Raw genomic sequence first — 17,815 nt, forward strand, 5'->3', positions numbered from 1 at the left:
TCAGCAGACCGATAAACATGCCGATCCCCGCCAGCGCAAAGCCGATGTGCCAGCCGTACCACTGGGCGGTCAGCCCGCAGGCAATCGGCGCGGCGATTGAGCCGACGTTCCCCGCCGCGTAGAGCAGCGAAAAACCGCCGTCGCGACGATGGTCGTCAACGGCATAGAGCTCGCCGAGCAGGCAGCTGATGTTGGATTTGAACAGACCATAGCCGCAGATGATGATCGCCAGCGCGAGGTACAGGCTCCAGGTTGCATCGGATTCGACGCCGAGCACCACGTGGCCGAGCGTCATCAGCAGCGCGCCGGCAATGACCGCCGTGCGGTTGCCGAGCAGGCGGTCGGCAAGCCAGCCGCCGAGAATAGGGGTAACGTAAACCAGAGAGGCGTAGGCGCTAAACAGGCTGATGGCGTGGCTGTCATCAAAGCCAAGCTGATGGGTGAGGTAGAGGATAAGCAGGGCACGCATGCCGTAAAAGCTGAAGTATTCCCAGATTTGAATCGCTACGATGTAATAGATCGCGCGCGGCTGTGAGGGTGTTTTCATGAGGTCTCCTTGCAGCGTGAAAAAGGGAAGTGGCAGGCCACTTCCCTTTGGTGCTTCAGTTACTTGGTATTTTCGTCTTTCAGCACCTTAACGGTGTAGCGGCCATCCGCCTGACGATATGCGCCGTGGATATCGGTTTCGAAGCCCGGGTAGTGGGCGCCGATTTCGCACAGCATCTGCAGGAACTCCAGCACCGGACGGCTCTCTTCGGTGATCATCTCACCCGGCATGACCAGCGGAACTCCCGGAGGATACGGCAGGATCATGTTGGCATTGACGCGACCAACCATCTCTTCGAGATAGACCTCTTCGGTCTGACCGTGCAGCTCTTTCTGGAACGCGGCGTACGGCGTCACCATCATTTTTGGCAGCACTTCGAACGCGCGGAACATCAGGTCCGGCAGATTGTGATGCTCGACCAGTTTGTGAATGTTCTGTGCCAGCTCCTGAACGCGCATGTTTTCATAGAATTCAGGATCTTCGCGGTACAGAGACGGCAGCATGTTTTTCACGCGCAGGTTCAGGTCGAACGCGCGTTTGAAGTCGGTTAGCGCGCGCAGCAGGCTCAGGGCCTTGGTTTTGTCGATACCAATGCTGAACAGGAACAGCAGGTTGTACGGACCGGTTTTCTCGACCACGATGCCGTGTTCGTCGAGGTATTTCGCCACGATGCTGGCCGGAATACCGAACTCATCCATGGTGCCGTCTTTTTTCATCCCCGGAGTCAGCAGAGTGACCTTAATCGGGTCGAGGTACATGTGCTCGTTATCGATGTTTTTGAAACCGTGCCATGCGCTGTCGGAGCGCAGCGGCCAGCATTCGGCGCCGTCGATATGCTCCGGCTGCCATACGTCGAAGAACCAGCCTTCGGACTCGCCTTTCAGACGCTTGATCTCTTTACGGAACTTGATGGAACGCTCAATAGAGCCGTCGATCAGACGCTTACCGGCGTTGCCTTTCATCATCGCCGCGGCGGTTTCGGTGGAGGCCACGATCCCGTAGTGCGGAGAAGTGGTGGTGTGCATCATGTAGGCTTCGTTAAAGGTTTCTTCGTTGATGTCACCTTTCACGTGGATCATTGACGCCTGGGAGAACGCCGCCAGCAGCTTGTGGGTGGACTGGGTTTCGTAAATGATTTTCCCTTCCACGCGGCCGCCGCTCATCCCGCATTTACCGGCATAGATTGGCGAGAAGTTGGTGTAAGGCACCCACGCTGAGTCAAAGTGGATGGACTTAACATCGAGGTTTTTCTTGATGAAGTCGGTGTTGTACAGCAGGCCATCGTAGGTGGAGTTGGTGATAACCGCGTGCACCGGCCAGGTCGCGTTCGGGGTCTCTTTAACGCGCTTCGCGATGGTCGCGTGCTGGAATTCGCTCTGCGGGATGCCGCCGAGGATACCGTAGGCGTTACGGGTCGGGCGGAAGTAGATTGGCGTAATGTCGCTCATCATCATCAGATGGGTCAGCGATTTGTGGCAGTTACGGTCAATCAGCACGGTGCTGCCGGCCGGGGCCGAGTACATACCGACGATTTTGTTGGCGGTAGAGGTGCCGTTGGTCACCATGTAGCTGCGTTCAGCGTTAAAGACGCGGGCGATATACTCTTCCGCTTCCTTATGCGGGCCGCTGTGATCCAGCAGGGAGCCCAGCTCAGAAACCGAAATCGAGATATCCGACTTCATGGTGTTCGGGCCAAAGAAATCGTAGAAGATGCTGCCTACCGGGCTTTTCTGGAAGGCGGTGCCGCCCATGTGGCCTGGGGTACAGAAGGTGTATTTGCCTTCACGCACGTATTTGAACAGCGCCTTGGTCAGCGGCGGCAGAATCGCATCGATATACTCATCGGTGTTCTGTTTGATTTTGTCGGCGATGTCGTCAGCCGCGCCCAGCGCATATTCGAAGAAGCGCACCTGCATCCGCAGATCGTTGAGGCTGACGTCCAGGGTTGAGTAGGTGTTGGCGAAAGCGTACAGCGGCATATATTCGTTCAGCTTGCTGATCTCTTCGCACAGCTCAAGATTGTATTTATCCCAGTCAAAGATAACGCCGCACAGGCGAGAGTTATTTTCGATAAGTTTCAGTAAATCTTCGCGGTCGTTCGGATAGACAATTCGGAAGTCCAGGCGTTCAAGGGCGCGATGCAGTTCACGGATAGGCTCTTCTTTAAAGTAGACGCCCATGTGATTCATGATTGCGATAACGTTCATAGTCAAATCTCCAGATAGAGAAAGCCCCTCCCGCCACGTGGTGACAGGTGCAGGAAGGGGCTCCAGGAAAAGGGGTTACTGCTTAATGTGCGCTAGCGGTAGAGTTGTTAGCAGAGTCGTTTGCGTGCTGGCGCTGATGCATTTTGCGGCCGTAGAACATCAGGATTATCAGGCTGACGATAAAGGTACCGGCCAGTTCGAAGGAGCTTGCCCCCATCAGGGCGATGAAGCAGAAACCGCAGCCCAGCACCGAACAAATCAGGCTCACCAGGTTACGAATGTTGATGCCTTCGAAGCGAATCAGGTCAACGCAGGAGTAGAAGTAAGGCAGCATGGTCAGCAGTACGGCGATACCGGTCAGCTCCCCGAACAGGTCAGAGGCTTTACCGCCGCTGGAGTTCATCAGGGTAATCAGCACCATCAGCACGGTCATTTTCACCGCCGCCAGCAGCAGGCCTTTTTTCGGGTTACCGTTGCTATCAAGCTCGCCGTAGATTTTCGGGAAGTTACCGTCGTTGGCGGCACGTACGCCGGCCTGGCCAACCAGCATCATCCACGAACCGAGAGAGGTCAGGCAGGCAAAGGCGGTGAAGGCGGAAACCATCGGAGCCGCCCAGCCGCCGAGGATAGTTGAAGCACTAATGGCGAACGGCGCGCCCGATGCGGCCATCTGCGCAGCAGGGTACATCCCGGCAATAACCTGAGTCGCGGCGATATAGACGATACCTGCCAGCGCGGTCCCCAGCATGGTAGCCAGCGGCACGGTACGTTTCGGGTTTTTCACCATCCCGGTACTAACGGCGGCGGATTCGACGCCGACGAAGGCCCACAGGCACAGCAGGATACTTTTCACGACCGCGTGGCTGTCGGTGGTGCTGGAGGTGTTCCAGTTTGCCTGATAGGTGGCAGCGTCAAACCAGTGCCAGCCGACAACCGCCGTCATGACCACCGGAATTAATACCAGCACCAGACCAATGGTGGTCAGGCGGCTTACCCAGGTCCCCCCGAGCATATTAACGAAGGTAAATATCCAGACGATTGCAATACAGGCGATACCGGCTGGAACCGGGTTATTTAATATAGGGAAAAATGTCGACAGGTAGGAGACGGCGGTAATCCCGATAGCCAGATTACCAATCCAGTTGGCATGATAATAAAGGACGCCGGTCTGGAAACCGAACGCCGGAGATATTTCACCGGCGTACGCAATTGGGCCACCCTGCTGCGGATTCTTGGTCGCCAGCCGGGCATAAACATAAGCCAGAGACATTGCGCCAATAATAGAAATCACCCACCCCCAGATTGCAATTGAACCAATACTGGCGAGGTTCGCAGGTAATAATGCAATACCGCTCCCCATCATATTACCGGCAACCACGCCGGTACAGGCAAATAGCCCGATCTTCTTGGCAGAACTCATGTTTGCTTTTCTCCTAAGTTTATTTTGGAGGTACAGATCATGATAGTGAACCTTTTATTGACCCGACCAACTGCCAACCAGATTACTGATTCAAAGGAGATAAGTCCTAAAGATAAAGTGAAATAACGGCAAACATCAGACAAATGATATTTTGACCTTTTTTGATTAACATATCAGGATGACATGTTGATATCATAAAAAGATAAACATCATTAAATTACAGCTAGTTACGAGAAGTGCTTTATGTTGGGAATGTGTTGCAAGCGGCAGTTAAATTACCCCATAAATATAACAATCGCCGGCCTCATGAGAAACATAAGTTTAACCTCACCATGCCCGAAACCATTCGCGTGGTGAGGGTTTACTTATTCTGAAGAGAGGAAATTATCGAGATACGGCACCACCCGGGTAACCGAAGTCTGGAATACCGCGTTTTCAATCCAGTAAAAGGTATTTTCGCCAGGACGTAAATTAAAAGCGGTCAGGTAAGCATCGGCCGCTTCCCGGTTCTCGCCCTTCATCTCGTAGACTTTACCCAGCAGCACGTAGTTCATCCACGACATTTCAAGGTCAATGCCGGTATTAATCGCGTGGTACGCTTCGTCTACTTTCCCCTGCCCCAGCATATCCACGGCTTTAATTTGATAAAACACCGCCAGATCTTTAATACCCGGCATATCGCCAACCCGGTTTATTTCCGCATACAGCGCCGCGAGCTGCTGTTCATCCAGCGGCTGTTGCGAATGACGTAATACGTCCACCAGCGCCTTTTCCGCATACGCGTAGGAAAAGTCAGGGGCCTGTTTAATCACGTCATCAAGCAGCGCGCTGGCTTTTCCTAATGATTCGACATCACCATTCATTAATAGCTGATGCGCCTGGTAGAAGTGGGTCAGCGCGACGCTTTGCGACGGCTGGTACTGCTTAAGCATGGTCTGCATGCGTTCCGGCCACGGCTGCTTGAGCGCTTCCGACAGGCTATTGAGCAGATCGTTTTGAATCGACAGCTGGTTGTCGCTGGTAATGAAGTAGCGCTTGTCCATCATGGTGGAGCCGTCGGCGTTATCCACCATCTGCACCGACATAAAGCACTGCTGGGCGCGATAGTGGCGCTGGTTGACGAACTCAATGGTCAGCGTTTTACCCGAGCTGCTTGGCTCGTTGATGTTGTAGTTGGTTTTGTCATGCACCATAAAGGTGGAGAAGGTATTCAGCGAGGTGGTGACCAGGCTGCCAAGCCCCACCGCGTAAGAGTGCTGAGACGCCCAGTTGGTGCAGGAGTTGCCGTTAAGCAGATGGATATCGATGTCGCGCGGGTTTAACAGCAGGCGGGCTTTATTGACCGGCGGGCGCGATTCGATGGTCGACAGCGCCACCAGCGCCACGCAGGTTGCCAGCGCCAGCAGGAACAGCCCCCAGACGATAAAGGTGCTGATCCGCTTGCGTCTCTCCGGCCTGGCCGGGGGCTGAACGCCGGGCGCGACGGGTGCGGATGGCGCAGCGGCTTCCGGCATCGACTGCGGCGCGAGCGGCGAAAGGAGCGGCGTCAGCTCTTCCCCCTCCTCCGTACACCAGATGACCGGCACCGTCAGCTTATAGCCGCGTTTCGGTACCGTTGCGATATATTCGAGGCTGCTATCGTCGCCGTCCTTCAACGACTTGCGCAGTTCAGAAATGCTCTGGGTGACGACGTGGCTGGTCACAACGTTGCGCGTCCAGACATTATCAATCAGCTCGTCCCTGCTAAGCACTTCGCCAGGATGGCGGGCAAAGAAAACCAGAAGATCGATTAAGCGCGGTTCAAGAGTGAGCTGGCGTCCCTTCCGGCTAATTTGGTTAACAGAGGGGGTAACCAGCCATTCTCCAACGCGAACAACGGGTTGTTGCATAAAAAGGGCCCAAACGAAAAGGGAAAGGCGCGATGATACCACATTTACCCTACCTATTTATGATAGGGGTCATGACCTTGAACGCGTTATATCGCTCTGCGTTTATTAAATTTAGCCATTTTTTGTTTTTAGACAAAATCAGCAATAGTTTATTAACACTTTTGCCATTTCATTAAAAATAGTCGGGAACTACTCTGCGTTCATCGTGTATTCAGCGTTCACTCCCTCAGGCGCGACGGTTTGCGCGCCGGCGGCGAACGGGCAGATGACGGGTTAGCGGCAGGGACCCGGCGCCGGCTCCAGCGCCGCAATATCCTCCCCGAACGGCAGCCTCTTGCGGCAAACATAGCGGTTCAGCGCAAGCTGACGAATGCCGGTGCATCGCCTAAATCGTCGATCCCTCGCGCAACGACCTCCACAGAATCGGCAAAGCCCTTTATTTACTGTGACCGAGCCAACGTCCTGAGAAATGACCGTCGGCCGCGGGGTGTACAAATATCCGGAACCGTTCATACTTACCGGTATAGATGAGTCATTGATTTTTAATATTAAATTAGCATCAGCACTGTCGTGTAGCAGAATAAATAAAAAGGAAGACCGGCCAATGAAATACAAATTAGTCAAACAGGTTATGGATAATGATGCCCTGAGAAACAGCTTCATTGACCTGGCTATTAAGACCTTTGATCTCTCATTCAAGGACTGGTACAAAAAAGGCTACTGGACCGAGTCATACATTCCCTACGCTTTCGTTGATAATAATAAGGTGATTGCTAACGCCTCCGCCAACGTCATCGACCTCAAGTGGCAAGGGAAGCTCGTTCACTATATTCAGATAGGCACCGTGATGACCGATACCGACCATCGCGGTAAAGGCCTTGCGACACAGTTGATTAACCATATTCTCGATGACTGGAAAGATAAGGCCGACGCGATTTTTCTGTTTGCTAACTCCACCACCGTCGATTTCTATCCGAGATTTGGCTTCGAGCAGTACGATGAGTATCAGTATACCCTGCCGGTGACCCCAGCCGAGGGCGACTTCCGCCGGCTTGATATGGATAAAGAGAGCGATGTGGCAATCCTCAGGCACTATTATCAGAAATCCAATCCCTTCTCTCAGCTCTCGGCGCACAATAACTTCGGCCTGCTAATGTTCTACTGCTCGGCGTTTATGAAGCACTTCGTCTACTATTCGGAAAAAAATAGCGCCGTGGCCATCGCGATGCAAAACGATCGCGCGCTGATCTGCTTTGATATTTTCTGCGACGCCGGCGGTTCGATGTCGGCTATCGTCAATGAGCTCGCCGACCAAAGCACCCAGCAGGCGATTTTAGGCTTCACTCCCGTCGAAGGTCGCATCGGCGAGTATGAAAAAATAGAGGGCGACGACTTCTTATTTATCTCTACGGCCAAAGAGAACATTTTTAAGGGCAACAGGCTGATGTTCCCGACGCTATCCCATGCCTGATCCGTGGCGGCCTGCTGCCTTCTCTCAGCGCAAAATCCCCTCATGAGAAATCATGAGGGGCAAAACCAGGACAGAGCTGAGAAAGAGCTGAATCAAAACCGGGATAAAGCGGAAGCAATGAAAGGGCAAAGCAGGGACAACGCAGGGATAAAACGGCGGGTGAGCGCCTCCCCGCTGCTGCTTATGATTTACCGCCATCATTAATCACCTCGCTTTATTTTAATTTATCGCGGCAGAACGTTTTAAATAAGCGCTCAATAAGGCATAAATAGGATTGACTTCATCTTCAGCCTGATAGAGGATCCCTTAATTATAAGCCGCCCTGGCGGCAACGGCGAAAGTAAGCGGTCGGTTCTTCTGCCCTTCGCGCCAAAATAGAGAGCGCCAGCCCTTAAGATAGCGCGCGATCGTTAACCCGCTTTAAAAACAATTAAAAATGTCAATGATGCAAATCAGCATCTAAAGAAAAATAAGAAATAAAAAGACCTGAGCTTCAGTGATTAAAATAACAACTTCCCTCACTAAAGATTACTTAAGATAAATTAACTACCCAAAACAATATCACCCGCCTTATGATTTTTCCCCATGAGTTCAGACGCTCTCTGTGAACAATTAAAATTGCGGGCATTCCCTATGCATGAACAAATAAGCGCATCCGGTCAACAGAGTAAGATAATTAAACCCGAGACGGAACACTACGCTTACTTAGATCTCGAGCTATTGTTGGAAAACTATAGCGGCGGTAGCCTTACGGATATCCCCCCGGCAACGGCGATCTCTGCATATTCCTATATGGCAAACCAGTACCTCAGCGACGGCCTTGAAACGCTAAAAGAGTCGATACGGCCCAGCGGCGCCGGGGATCTCTTTGTTCTTGAAGAAGGCTACTTCCCTAATATCTGTGCTCTGCTCACGGTTATTCAGGTGCTGATCATTCGCGGTAACGCATCGATATTAATTATCAGCGACCGCAAAATAAAAGACGGCATGGCCGATTTCTTTATCTCTAAGCAGGCCGGATTGCGCGAGTGGCGCAGAAAGCTCAAGGGCAATAACGCCGCCAGCATCGGTAAGCTGCTGAGATATTATGGCGAACTGCGCAGCGGCGGTCTCTTAACAAAAAGAGAGTATGACGTGATGCGCGCCGCATATACTTCACCGTCCCGCGGCGGCGTCGAACGGATGCTCTCCATGAGCAATAAGCAGGTCTCCCATTACTATCTGAGAATAAAAGACAAGCTCGGCGTAAATAATAAAATCGCGATGCTCAACTATATCGGCTGGCTATTCCCTTAGCCGGCATGGGGCCTGCCCCCTTTAACCTACGTTTAATAACCAGGAGGGCTGGTGAAGAAGATAAATCTCGACATAGATGTTCTTGATGCGGCGCTGCTTCGCCTCGACTGGGTGTTTGAATCATTTGAGCAGGTTTGCTTATCTTTCTCTGGGGGCAAGGACTCAACCGTCCTGTTTCACCTGGCGGCAACCGTTGCGCGCAAGAAGCGCAAAAAGTTCGTGGTCCTGTTTATCGACTGGGAGGCGCAGTATTCATTAACCATTGAGCATGTCGCAAAAATGCGGGCCCTCTATCAGGACGTCATCAGCCACTTTTACTGGATTGCCCTACCGCTGACCACGGTAAGCGGCGTATCGCAGCACCAGCCGGAGTGGATCTGCTGGGAGCCCGGCGTCGAATGGGTGCGCCAGCCGCCAGCGGGGGCAGTCACCCACGCCGCCGACCTCCCCTTCTATCACTATCCGATGACCTTTGAATCCTTTGTCCCGGCGTTCATTCAGTGGCTGGCCGCCGGGCGCAGCCTCGCCTCGCTGATCGGCATTCGCACCGACGAGTCGCTACACCGCTATATGGCGCTGACATCGCAGACAAAATCGCGTTTTGCTGATGACAAACCCTGGACGACGGCGCTGCCGGGAGGCGAAAGCTATACCTGCTACCCTCTGTACGACTGGCGTACTCAGGATATCTGGATCTTCAACGCCAAATCGAAGCTCCCCTATAACCCGCTGTATGATCTCATGTACCGTGCCGGCGTCACGCTGAAAAACATGCGCGTGTGCGAACCCTTTGGCCCGGAGCAGCGCCGCGGGTTATGGCTTTACCACACGCTGGAACCGGACACCTGGGAGAAGATGTGTCGCCGGGTGTGCGGCGCGCACGGCGCGGCGAAATATGCTAACGAAAGCGGCGATTATTTCGCCCTCAGAACGCAGATGCGCAAGCCGGAGCAGCATACCTGGCGCAGCTACGCGCTGTTCCTGCTCGACAGTATGCCGGATACAACCGCCGAGCATTACCGCAACAAGATCGCCATCTACCTGCACTGGTATCAGACGCGGGGCTTTCCGCAGGATATTCCTGATGCCCAGGAGAAGGACCTTGGCTTTCGCGATATTCCCTCCTGGCGCAGGATCTGCAAAACGATCCTCAAGAATGATTACTGGTGCCGCACGCTGTCATTCAGCCCGACCAAATCCCAGCATTACGAACGTTACTGCAACAATATCAATAATAAACGGAAGACATGGGGAACTCTGTAATGTCGAAGGATATCAGCAAGGTCGTGGCCGAATACCTTGAATCTTTCTCAGATATGAAAAGTAAGATTGACGCCATCAACCAGCTCAAGACGCTTATCCACCGGCACAGCCCCTTCCGCGACGAGCCCGTGGATTGCGTATTATGGGTTGACGCCGAATCGGTCACGGCCAATGACTATAACCCCAATAGCATGAGCGCAACGGAAAAAAAGCTGCTGGAACGCTCGGTTGAAATGGATGGCTTCACCCAGCCGGTGGTGGTCGCTCGCCAGCAGGAGCAGTATCTGGTTGTTGATGGCTTTCATCGGCATCTGATCAGCGCGGCCAACCCGCAGATTCACCGGCGGCTGCATGGCTATCTGCCAGTTACGCAGATCAACGCCTCGCGTCAGGGGAAGAAGGAGCGCATCGCCGCCACCATTCGCCACAACCGCGCCCGAGGCAAGCACCAGATCGCCGCCATGTCGGATATCGTTCGCGATCTTTACCGCCTGGGCTGGGACGATCGGCGCATCGGCCAGGAGCTGGGAATGGACAGCGATGAGGTTTTACGCCTGAAGCAGATTAGCGGGCTGGCGGAGATCTTTATCAACGATAGCTTCAGCCAGGCCTGGACGGTTGAATAGCCCGGCGGCCGGAGTCGCCTGCGCGCAGAGCGCTACCACAGATGCAGGACTCGGCGACGGTCAGGATCAGTCCTCGCCGGGTCAGCGCCCCGGCCCCCCGCGCCGTCAGCTGTGGGGTAGTGTTGCCCGAATCCGTCATGATGATGCGCTCCTTACTCTTCTGCGGGGATAACCGATATATGGCCGTTGCGCTCCAGAATGGCATATTTTATTTTGCGAAATTCCGTGATGCCCTGATTTTGACGCGCGGCGACCAGGATGTCGTCGCAGGAGACATCGACCTTTTTCAGGTTATCGGTTAACGGTACCCCGTCGGCCACCAGCACCACGGGGGAGCCATCGAGCGCGGACTCCGCGCCGGAAATATACTTTTTCATTAGCCCAAACAGGATATCGACCACCACCAGCGTAATAATCGTCAGCATCGCCCCGGTAACCGAAAAATCGTTGCCGAGCAGGGCCTGCTGCGTCGCCTCGCTGATAATCAGCAGCAGGATCAGGTCGAAGCTGGTCATCTGCAGCAGCGCCCGGCGGCCGGCAATTTTAAATACCACCAGCAGGATTAAATAAATGGCTAACGCCCGGAAGACCATCTCCATAGCAACCCCCTAAGGATAAATAAACTGCCAAAAGCGGATTTCAGGCTCGGCGTTCACCTGGATGGAATTCTCCGACCTCCCCGGCTTCGCCGGCGTGACGTATAGCCAGATGGTGAAGTCGCCTTTATTTTTCACGTTGTTATAGATCAGATACAGCGTCTTTCCCTGGCTGTACATCCCGTCCGGCTGCGGCCAGATGCTGCCAGGCTCATAGCTTTCATTAAAATCGCCGCCGAGGCTGAAGACATATTTATCGCCCCGGTGCGGGTGCGCCGTGATTTTGAGGCGAAACTCTTTCTGCAGCCGGCCAAAATACTCGTAGTCGATCTTTACCGTCCCCGGCGGATTGGTTTTTTCAGCCTCGCTGAAATAGCCGACAGAAAATCCGCCGGCCAGCGCCACGCAGATAATAGCCAGCAGAATAACCAGGCCGACGTTCCTCGAAGCGGCCTCAAAATTCAGCAGGCGCGGACTCTCTTTAATCCCGGGCAACTTCACCTTATTCTCTGCCATTCATCACCCCACCGCTTCGCCTGCAGGCCACAAACCATATATTTTACAATGAGATATTGCTTTAAGGCTCATATTCTTTGCCTGATTAAGCAATAGCAAGCGCGCTTAAGATGTCAAGCCGATCGCCGCAGGAAGGTAGCGCGAGGTTATTGGCGCTGGCGCTATTGTGTCCGCTTTTAGTCGCAACGCACTGGCTGCATTTGCGGAGAGATATGCCAGGACGCCGCTTCGTTCAGAGCCTTTAAAATAGCCGCGCTATTTAATACGTCATATTTAAGGTATAAAAAGCGTTCCGCCGCCGCTGCCCTGATAAACAGCGAGCGGCGGCGTAAAAGAGTTTTAACTATAATCACCCTGCTCCCACATTTTCAGCGAGGCCCGCCGTGTTAGCCAATCTCCTTATCGCCCTGGTGGCCGCCATCCACCTCTACATCCTGATCCTCGAGATGTTTCTATGGGATACCAAAACGGGCCGTCAGGCATTTAATCTGAGCGCTGATTTTGCGCGCGACACCCGGGTGCTGGCCGCCAACCAGGGGCTGTACAACGGCTTTTTAGCCGCGGGCCTGCTGTGGGGGCTTTGGGCGGGAGAGAGCGGGTTTCAGCTTAAAGTCTTTTTCCTGTCCTGCGTTGTGCTTGCCGGAATATACGGCTCGATCACCGCAAGCAGGAAAATACTCTACGTTCAGGCTTTGCCCGCCATCGCGGCGCTGGCGGCCCTGTTTATCGGCTGACGGCGGACACAATAAGCCGGCGTAACAAGCCGGTCGCGCTCAGCGCTTTAATAACCCGCCGCGCCCTCATCACGGCCGGCTTTTCTTACTCTTCGCGGAGGTCACTCTGAACACGTTCAGCATTATTGCCATCCCCTTTTTTACTCTTGCCGTGGTTCTCTTAGCCCTCGGCGTAACCAGGAAGAACCGGGCGTGCGTTATCGTTGGCGGTGTGTTGATGTCCTCCGCCGTTGTCAACGCGGTAATTGGAATGTCGCTTTAACGGAAATAAGGGACGCCGTATCGCCGGGGAAAGCACGCCACCCGGCATGTGATGCGCAAGCCCCCGCTGTACGGAAAAAATCGGCGCCTGTCAGAACCGCCAGGCGGCAAATAAGACGCCGTTAACCTGCCCCGACTTTTGCGTCACCGGGCTGTCGGCGGCGTCGTTCTGCAGACGCTGCGCGCTCACCCGGGCGCCGATCAGCCACGCCGGCGTCATCGAGTAGTCCATACCCAGCTGCCAGCCCACTTTCTCCAGCCCGGCCCCGCTGTCGTAGCGCGACAGGCCGCTGCGCGCCGACTGCGCGGCGGTGACGCCATACTGCGTCTGCATATAATCGCCGTCCCCCCAGCTCAGGCTGGGGCCGGTATAAAAGCGCAGGCTCTCGAGCGGCCGCCACTGCAGGTGCGCCCAGGAGATGAGCCTCAGGCCCTGCCGATCCCCGCCGATATCCTGGGTCAAAATCACGCCGCCTCTAAAGAGCGTATTTTCATAAACCGCCGAGCTAAAGGCCCGTGGCGAGACGCTAATATCTCCTAACCCTCGGAGGTGTTGGTCATCGGACTCCTGACGAGGAGAGAGATCCGCGCCCACGCCGAGCGAAAAGGTCCAGCGATCGGTGCGGGCAAACTCCCACCCCAGCGCCGTAAGATCGTCCACTCCGCCGACAAAAAACGGTCCGTAAGCCAGCTTTATTGCCGGTACGAACGTCGTTTTGGACTCTTTGGCGCCGGAATACTTCGGCTTTACGCCCACGCCGCCGCCGATAAAGCCGGAGAATCCGTTTTCAGCGGGCTCGGCGACGGCGGGAAAGGCTGCCGCAGAGAGCAGACACAGGAGCGTAAAGGGTTTAGCCAGGGTGGATAGCATGCAGATGATCCTTACCGTTACAGGAAGCCGACAATGAGATTGGCTTATTCAAACAGGCTCCTGTAACCCCTCTTTTTACCTCAGGTAAAGTTATGTAACAGCGACAGGGATGCATACCTGGAAACAGGCTCCCCCGCCGCGGCGGTTGCGGACCGCAAGGGTTCCCCGGTGGTATTCAGCGATTGAACGGACCAGCGCCAGGCCAAGACCGCAGCCGTTTCCGCTGCTGCTGAGCCGATAAAACGGCTCAAAGATACGTTCTCTTTCCGCTTCAGGAATGCCGGGGCCGCGGTCTTTCACCTCGAAGGTAAAGTGCTCCCGGTCGACCAGCCTGAGGACAACCGAAATATCACTCCCCGCATAGCGCTGCGCATTTTCAATCAGGTTGCGCAGCAGGCGGCGTATTAACCGCGCGTCCACCTCGGCGAGCACGTGCTCGGCGCACAGCTCAATCTGCGCGCTGGCGCACTCCTCCGCGGCAATGGCGGTGATATCCGCCGGCCGGAAGTCGCCGGTAATCACGCCGGTCGCCTGAGTCAGGCGGCTCAGCGTCAAAATCTCCTCCACCAGCGCGTCCAGCTCGCCGACGCTGCGCCGCAGCTCGCGGGAGGCGGGCGACTCCTTCTGCACTAACAGAGCCGCCGCCATTTGAATACGCATCAGCGGCGCACGCAGCTCGTGCGAGGCGTTGGCCAGCATGGTTTTTTGTGACTGAACCAGCTGCTCAATCTGCGCGGCGGCGCGGTTAAAGCTGGCCGCGGGCTGCGCCACCTCATCGCGTCCGGTAACCTGCACGCGCGCGTCGAGGTTGCCTTTGCCGAGCGACTCGACGCTCTGCTGTAACGACTCCAGGCGGGCGGTCAGGCGGCGGATAACCGGAAACGACACCAGCACCACGCTGGCCGCCATGCCCAGCAGCAGCAGGATAAACAGCCACGGGCGCTTTTGCCGGTCGCTGCTGAGCTGAATGACCAGCACGCGCTTATCCTTGAGCTGCCAGACAAAACGCGTGCCGTACCAGTCATCAAACAATCCTCCCGACGCCACGCGCAGCGGAAAAGAGAGCGGAGGTGCCAGCGGGCGGCTAAGCGGAGAGCCGTCGGCGGTGTACAGGGAGAAGCGGGTACGGGTACGCTGGATCCAGCTATCGATGGCCAGAGACTGCGCGGCGCGCGGCGCGGAGGCCGGGGGAAGGTTTTGCTCTACCAGCTCGGAGAAGGTAGCGAACGCCTTTAGATGACGGTTGTTATCGTTGTTCCACAGCCACAGCGCGATAGTGCAGGTCACCACCAGCGCCAGCGCGCAGCTAAAGGCGAAAAAGATCTGCAGATGCATAGGAAAGCAGGCGAGCCGCTTCATGCGTGGGGTAAGGCCGAGAAGACGTAGCCGACGCCGCGCACGGTAATAATGCGCTGCGGTGCCTGCGGATCGTCCTCGATGGCCTGACGAATGCGCCCGATATGGACATCGATGGCGCGATCGAAGCTGTCGTAGCTTTCGCCGCGCACCGACTGCCAGATCTGTTCGCGGTTAAGCACCCGGCCCGCATTGCGCGCCAGCGCGACCAGCAGGTCAAACTGGAGGGAGGTCAGGCTACAGCGCCGCTGGTTAAGCGTGACGCTGCGCGCCGCGGTATCAATCTCCAGCGCGCCGGAGCGAATAACGCCGTCGCCGCCCGACGCCGCGCCGGGCCTCATGCGCCGCAGCACCGCGCGCATGCGCGCCAGCAGCTCGCGCGGCTCAAAGGGTTTTGCCAGATAGTCGTCGGCCCCCACTTCGAGCCCGATAATCCGATCCGCCGGATCTCCTCGCCCCGTCACCATAATAATCGCCGGGTCGTGCCGGATCTGGGTGCGAATTTGCCGACACAGCGCCAGGCCGTCGGCGTCGCCCAGCATCAGGTCCAGCAGCACGACGTCAAAGGCGCGCTGCCTCATCTTATTCTCCGCGTCCTGCGCGCTGGCGCTGTGCACCACGCTAAATTCGTACTGGGCGAGGTAGGGCATCAGCATACCGGCCAGCCGGCTATCATCCTCAATCAACAAAACGGACGTCATCTTTATCTTCCGGACCAAAAGCATTGCGCCAATGAATTAAAGACAGCGCCGGCTGGCAGTTAGTTTCAGTCTTCGGCGCGGCTGCCGCTAATTACTTTCCCCGGGTCGTCTTGATCTCCCTTTCGCGTGTGCTACCCGGCGGCTATGCTTGCCCGCTCACGGCTTAAAGCCGGACCCGCAGCGGTAAGCTGGTCCGGCGCATAACGTCAGGCTCAGGATTTAACGAACGCCAGCAGGTCCGGGTTAATCACCTCAGGGTGGGTGGCAAACATCCCGTGCGACAGCCCCGGGTAGGTTTTCAACGTCCCGTGCTTCAGCAGCTTGATTGATTTGCGCGCGGCGTCATCGATAGGCACCACCTGATCGTCTTCGCCGTGCATCACCAGTACCGGTACATCAATCGCCCGTAAATCCTGCGTAAAGTCGGTTTCAGAGAACGCTTTGATGCAGTCATATTGCGCTTTGGCGCCGCCTGCCATGCCCTGACGCCACCAGTTATCGATCAGCCCCTGGCTGATTTTGGCCCCCGGGCGGTTAAAACCGTAGAAAGGACCCGACGGCACGTCAATGAAGAATTGCGCGCGATTAGCGGCGAGCGCGGAGCGGAAGCCATCAAACACGGCGAGCGGGAGCCCTTCCGGGTTAGCGGCCGTTTTTAGCATAATCGGCGGGACCGCCCCCATCAGTACCGCCTTCGCCACGCGCCCTTTTTCGGCCCTGGCGACATAGCGTGCCACTTCTCCGCCGCCGGTAGAGTGGCCGATATGGATGGCATTTTTCAGATCCAGCGCGCCGGCAAGTTCAGCGACGTCGGCGGCATAGGTATCCATCTCGTTGCCGGTATCGGTCTGGTCGGAACGCCCGTGACCGCGACGGTCGTGGGCAATCACCCGATACCCCTGCGATAAAAAGAACAGCATCTGATTATCCCAGTCGTCGGCGCTTAACGGCCAGCCGTGGTGAAAAACGACCGGCTGCGCATTTTTAGGGCCCCAGTCTTTATAGAAAATTCGGGTACCGTCTTTGGTGGTAATAATGCCGTTGCTCATAGAAATATCTCCTGTCTGTGATGAGAGTGAGGTCATACCCCGGGCGAAGGGCGAAAGTGATAGCCCGATACCGGCAGACAACGTGCCGCTGAGGATCAGCAGACGCCGTCGTGAAATCTCAAACCGTTGGTCTGGCATAGCTGCTCCTTTATCGTTCAGGTCATCGCCGTTGTTGTCCGATGGGGCTATTGTTATGCAATACGTCGGCAGATAGAATTGTCAAAAATGACACTATAAAAGGCAAAAATGACAAATGAAGCCTTCTGTTGAAAAGAGCATCGTGGCGGAAGTGGGCCTGCTGATTTATCCCGAGTGCCAGCTGGCTGCGGTATATGGATTGACGGATATGTTCAGGATTGCGGCGGACTGGGCGGTGAGTATTTCCGGCGAGGAGCGCGTTCGCGCGATCCGGGTGTCGCACTGGCAGGTCATGCCCGACGGCGATACGGTGGCGTGCGTCTGGGACAGCCATCCGGATGAGCCGCATCGCCTGAGCCATGTGATAGCCCCGCCCAGCCTGGTCATGCCCGCGCAGATGAAGCCTATGGCGGCCCCTGCCGCCTGGATGAGCGCCCTGTATCATGACGGCGTGACGCTCTGTTCGGTTTGTGCCGGAGCGTTCGTGCTGGCGGAGACCGGGCTTATCGATCATCGTCGCGCAACGACGCACTGGGCGTTTGCTCAGGCCCTGTCGGAGCGTTTCCCGGAGATTGACGTCGCGGCGGAAAATATGGTTATCGACGACGGCGATATTATCACCGCCGGCGGTATTTTTGCCTGGACGGATCTCGGCCTGACGCTGATAGAGAAGCTGCTGGGAAACGGTACCATGCTGGCCACGGCGCGTTTTTTACTTATCGATCCTCCCCGCCGCAAGCAAAACACCTATTCGGCATTTATTCCGCATTTCGACCACGGCGACCTCGTCATTCTGCGCGTCCAGCACCACCTCCATGCGACATATTCTGAACAGCAGAGCATCGATGAAATGGCGGCGCTGGCGGGGATGACC

General features: G+C 55.7%; 16 protein-coding genes. 6 read left to right on the plus strand and 10 right to left on the minus strand.

All coding sequences use genetic code 11. From position 1 onward, the window contains the following. From PFH44_RS16705 to cadC, 4 genes are all read right to left on the minus strand, one after another. The coding region (locus tag PFH44_RS16705) for an oligopeptide:H+ symporter (protein ID WP_283825573.1) at positions 1-547 on the minus strand (547 nt) is incomplete at its 3' end. A 59-nt stretch (positions 548-606) separates the two neighbouring features. Then, complete coding sequence (cadA, locus tag PFH44_RS16710) at positions 607-2,754, minus strand: lysine decarboxylase CadA (protein WP_045854322.1); 2,148 nt, start codon at positions 2,752-2,754, stop codon at positions 607-609. An 82-nt stretch (positions 2,755-2,836) separates the two neighbouring features. Next, positions 2,837-4,174 carry a cadaverine/lysine antiporter gene (cadB, locus tag PFH44_RS16715; RefSeq protein ID WP_045854321.1) on the minus strand — a complete coding sequence of 446 codons (1,338 nt, stop codon included), beginning with the start codon at positions 4,172-4,174 and terminating at the stop codon, positions 2,837-2,839. Positions 4,175-4,539: 365 nt separating this feature from the next. After that, complete coding sequence (gene cadC / locus PFH44_RS16720; protein WP_283825574.1) at positions 4,540-6,063, minus strand: lysine decarboxylation/transport transcriptional activator CadC; 1,524 nt, start codon at positions 6,061-6,063, stop codon at positions 4,540-4,542. 604 nt (positions 6,064-6,667) lie between these two features. Between cadC and PFH44_RS16725 the strand changes: the two genes are divergently transcribed. The 4 genes from PFH44_RS16725 (at position 6,668) to PFH44_RS16740 (ending at position 10,719) form a co-directional block, all read left to right on the plus strand. Beyond that, complete coding sequence (locus tag PFH44_RS16725) at positions 6,668-7,534, plus strand: GNAT family N-acetyltransferase (RefSeq protein ID WP_283825576.1); 867 nt, start codon at positions 6,668-6,670, stop codon at positions 7,532-7,534. 585 nt (positions 7,535-8,119) lie between these two features. Then, a complete protein-coding gene (locus PFH44_RS16730) occupies positions 8,120-8,830 on the plus strand; it encodes a hypothetical protein (RefSeq protein WP_283825577.1) in 711 nt (236 codons plus the stop codon). A 60-nt stretch (positions 8,831-8,890) separates the two neighbouring features. After that, positions 8,891-10,093, plus strand: a complete 1,203-nt coding sequence (locus PFH44_RS16735) for a phosphoadenosine phosphosulfate reductase (RefSeq protein WP_463671554.1) — start codon at positions 8,891-8,893, stop codon at positions 10,091-10,093. Then, positions 10,093-10,719 (plus strand): IbrB-like domain-containing protein, encoded by a 627-nt coding sequence (locus PFH44_RS16740; protein WP_283825579.1) that lies wholly within the window; start codon positions 10,093-10,095, stop codon positions 10,717-10,719. The genes PFH44_RS16735 and PFH44_RS16740 overlap by 1 nt, the downstream gene beginning before the upstream one ends. 152 nt (positions 10,720-10,871) lie before the next feature. Here PFH44_RS16740 and PFH44_RS16745 read toward each other — a convergent pair whose 3' ends face one another. Together PFH44_RS16745 and PFH44_RS16750 are read right to left on the minus strand one after the other, a co-directional pair. Next, positions 10,872-11,318 (minus strand): DUF421 domain-containing protein, encoded by a 447-nt coding sequence (locus PFH44_RS16745; protein ID WP_041144412.1) that lies wholly within the window; start codon positions 11,316-11,318, stop codon positions 10,872-10,874. Positions 11,319-11,327: 9 nt separating this feature from the next. Continuing rightward, positions 11,328-11,831 carry a hypothetical protein gene (locus PFH44_RS16750; RefSeq protein WP_045854315.1) on the minus strand — a complete coding sequence of 168 codons (504 nt, stop codon included), beginning with the start codon at positions 11,829-11,831 and terminating at the stop codon, positions 11,328-11,330. A gap of 383 nt (positions 11,832-12,214) precedes the next feature. Here PFH44_RS16750 and PFH44_RS16755 point away from each other — a divergent pair, with 383 nt between their 5' ends. Next, a complete protein-coding gene (locus PFH44_RS16755; protein ID WP_045854314.1) occupies positions 12,215-12,565 on the plus strand; it encodes a DUF1304 domain-containing protein in 351 nt (116 codons plus the stop codon). A 352-nt stretch (positions 12,566-12,917) separates the two neighbouring features. Here PFH44_RS16755 and PFH44_RS16760 read toward each other — a convergent pair whose 3' ends face one another. The 4 genes from PFH44_RS16760 to PFH44_RS16775 form a co-directional block, all read right to left on the minus strand. After that, on the minus strand, positions 12,918-13,697 hold the full coding sequence (locus PFH44_RS16760) for a MipA/OmpV family protein (protein WP_045854313.1): 780 nt from the start codon (positions 13,695-13,697) through the stop codon (positions 12,918-12,920). Positions 13,698-13,787: 90 nt separating this feature from the next. Next, entirely contained in the window at positions 13,788-15,032 is a 1,245-nt protein-coding gene (locus tag PFH44_RS16765) for a HAMP domain-containing sensor histidine kinase (RefSeq protein ID WP_283825580.1), read from the minus strand. Between the two features lie 20 nt (positions 15,033-15,052). After that, a complete protein-coding gene (locus PFH44_RS16770; RefSeq protein ID WP_283825581.1) occupies positions 15,053-15,754 on the minus strand; it encodes a winged helix-turn-helix domain-containing protein in 702 nt (233 codons plus the stop codon). 212 nt (positions 15,755-15,966) lie between these two features. After that, on the minus strand, positions 15,967-16,803 hold the full coding sequence (locus PFH44_RS16775) for an alpha/beta fold hydrolase (protein WP_283825583.1): 837 nt from the start codon (positions 16,801-16,803) through the stop codon (positions 15,967-15,969). A 253-nt stretch (positions 16,804-17,056) separates the two neighbouring features. On the opposite strand from PFH44_RS16775, the gene PFH44_RS16780 reads away from it, so the two are divergent. Then, the coding region (locus tag PFH44_RS16780; RefSeq protein WP_283825582.1) for a GlxA family transcriptional regulator at positions 17,057-17,815 on the plus strand (759 nt) is incomplete at its 3' end.

Origin of the sequence: Klebsiella sp. Ech2A (assembly GCF_030078455.1) — a bacterium.
In the GTDB taxonomy this organism is placed as follows: domain Bacteria; phylum Pseudomonadota; class Gammaproteobacteria; order Enterobacterales; family Enterobacteriaceae; genus Klebsiella; species Klebsiella terrigena.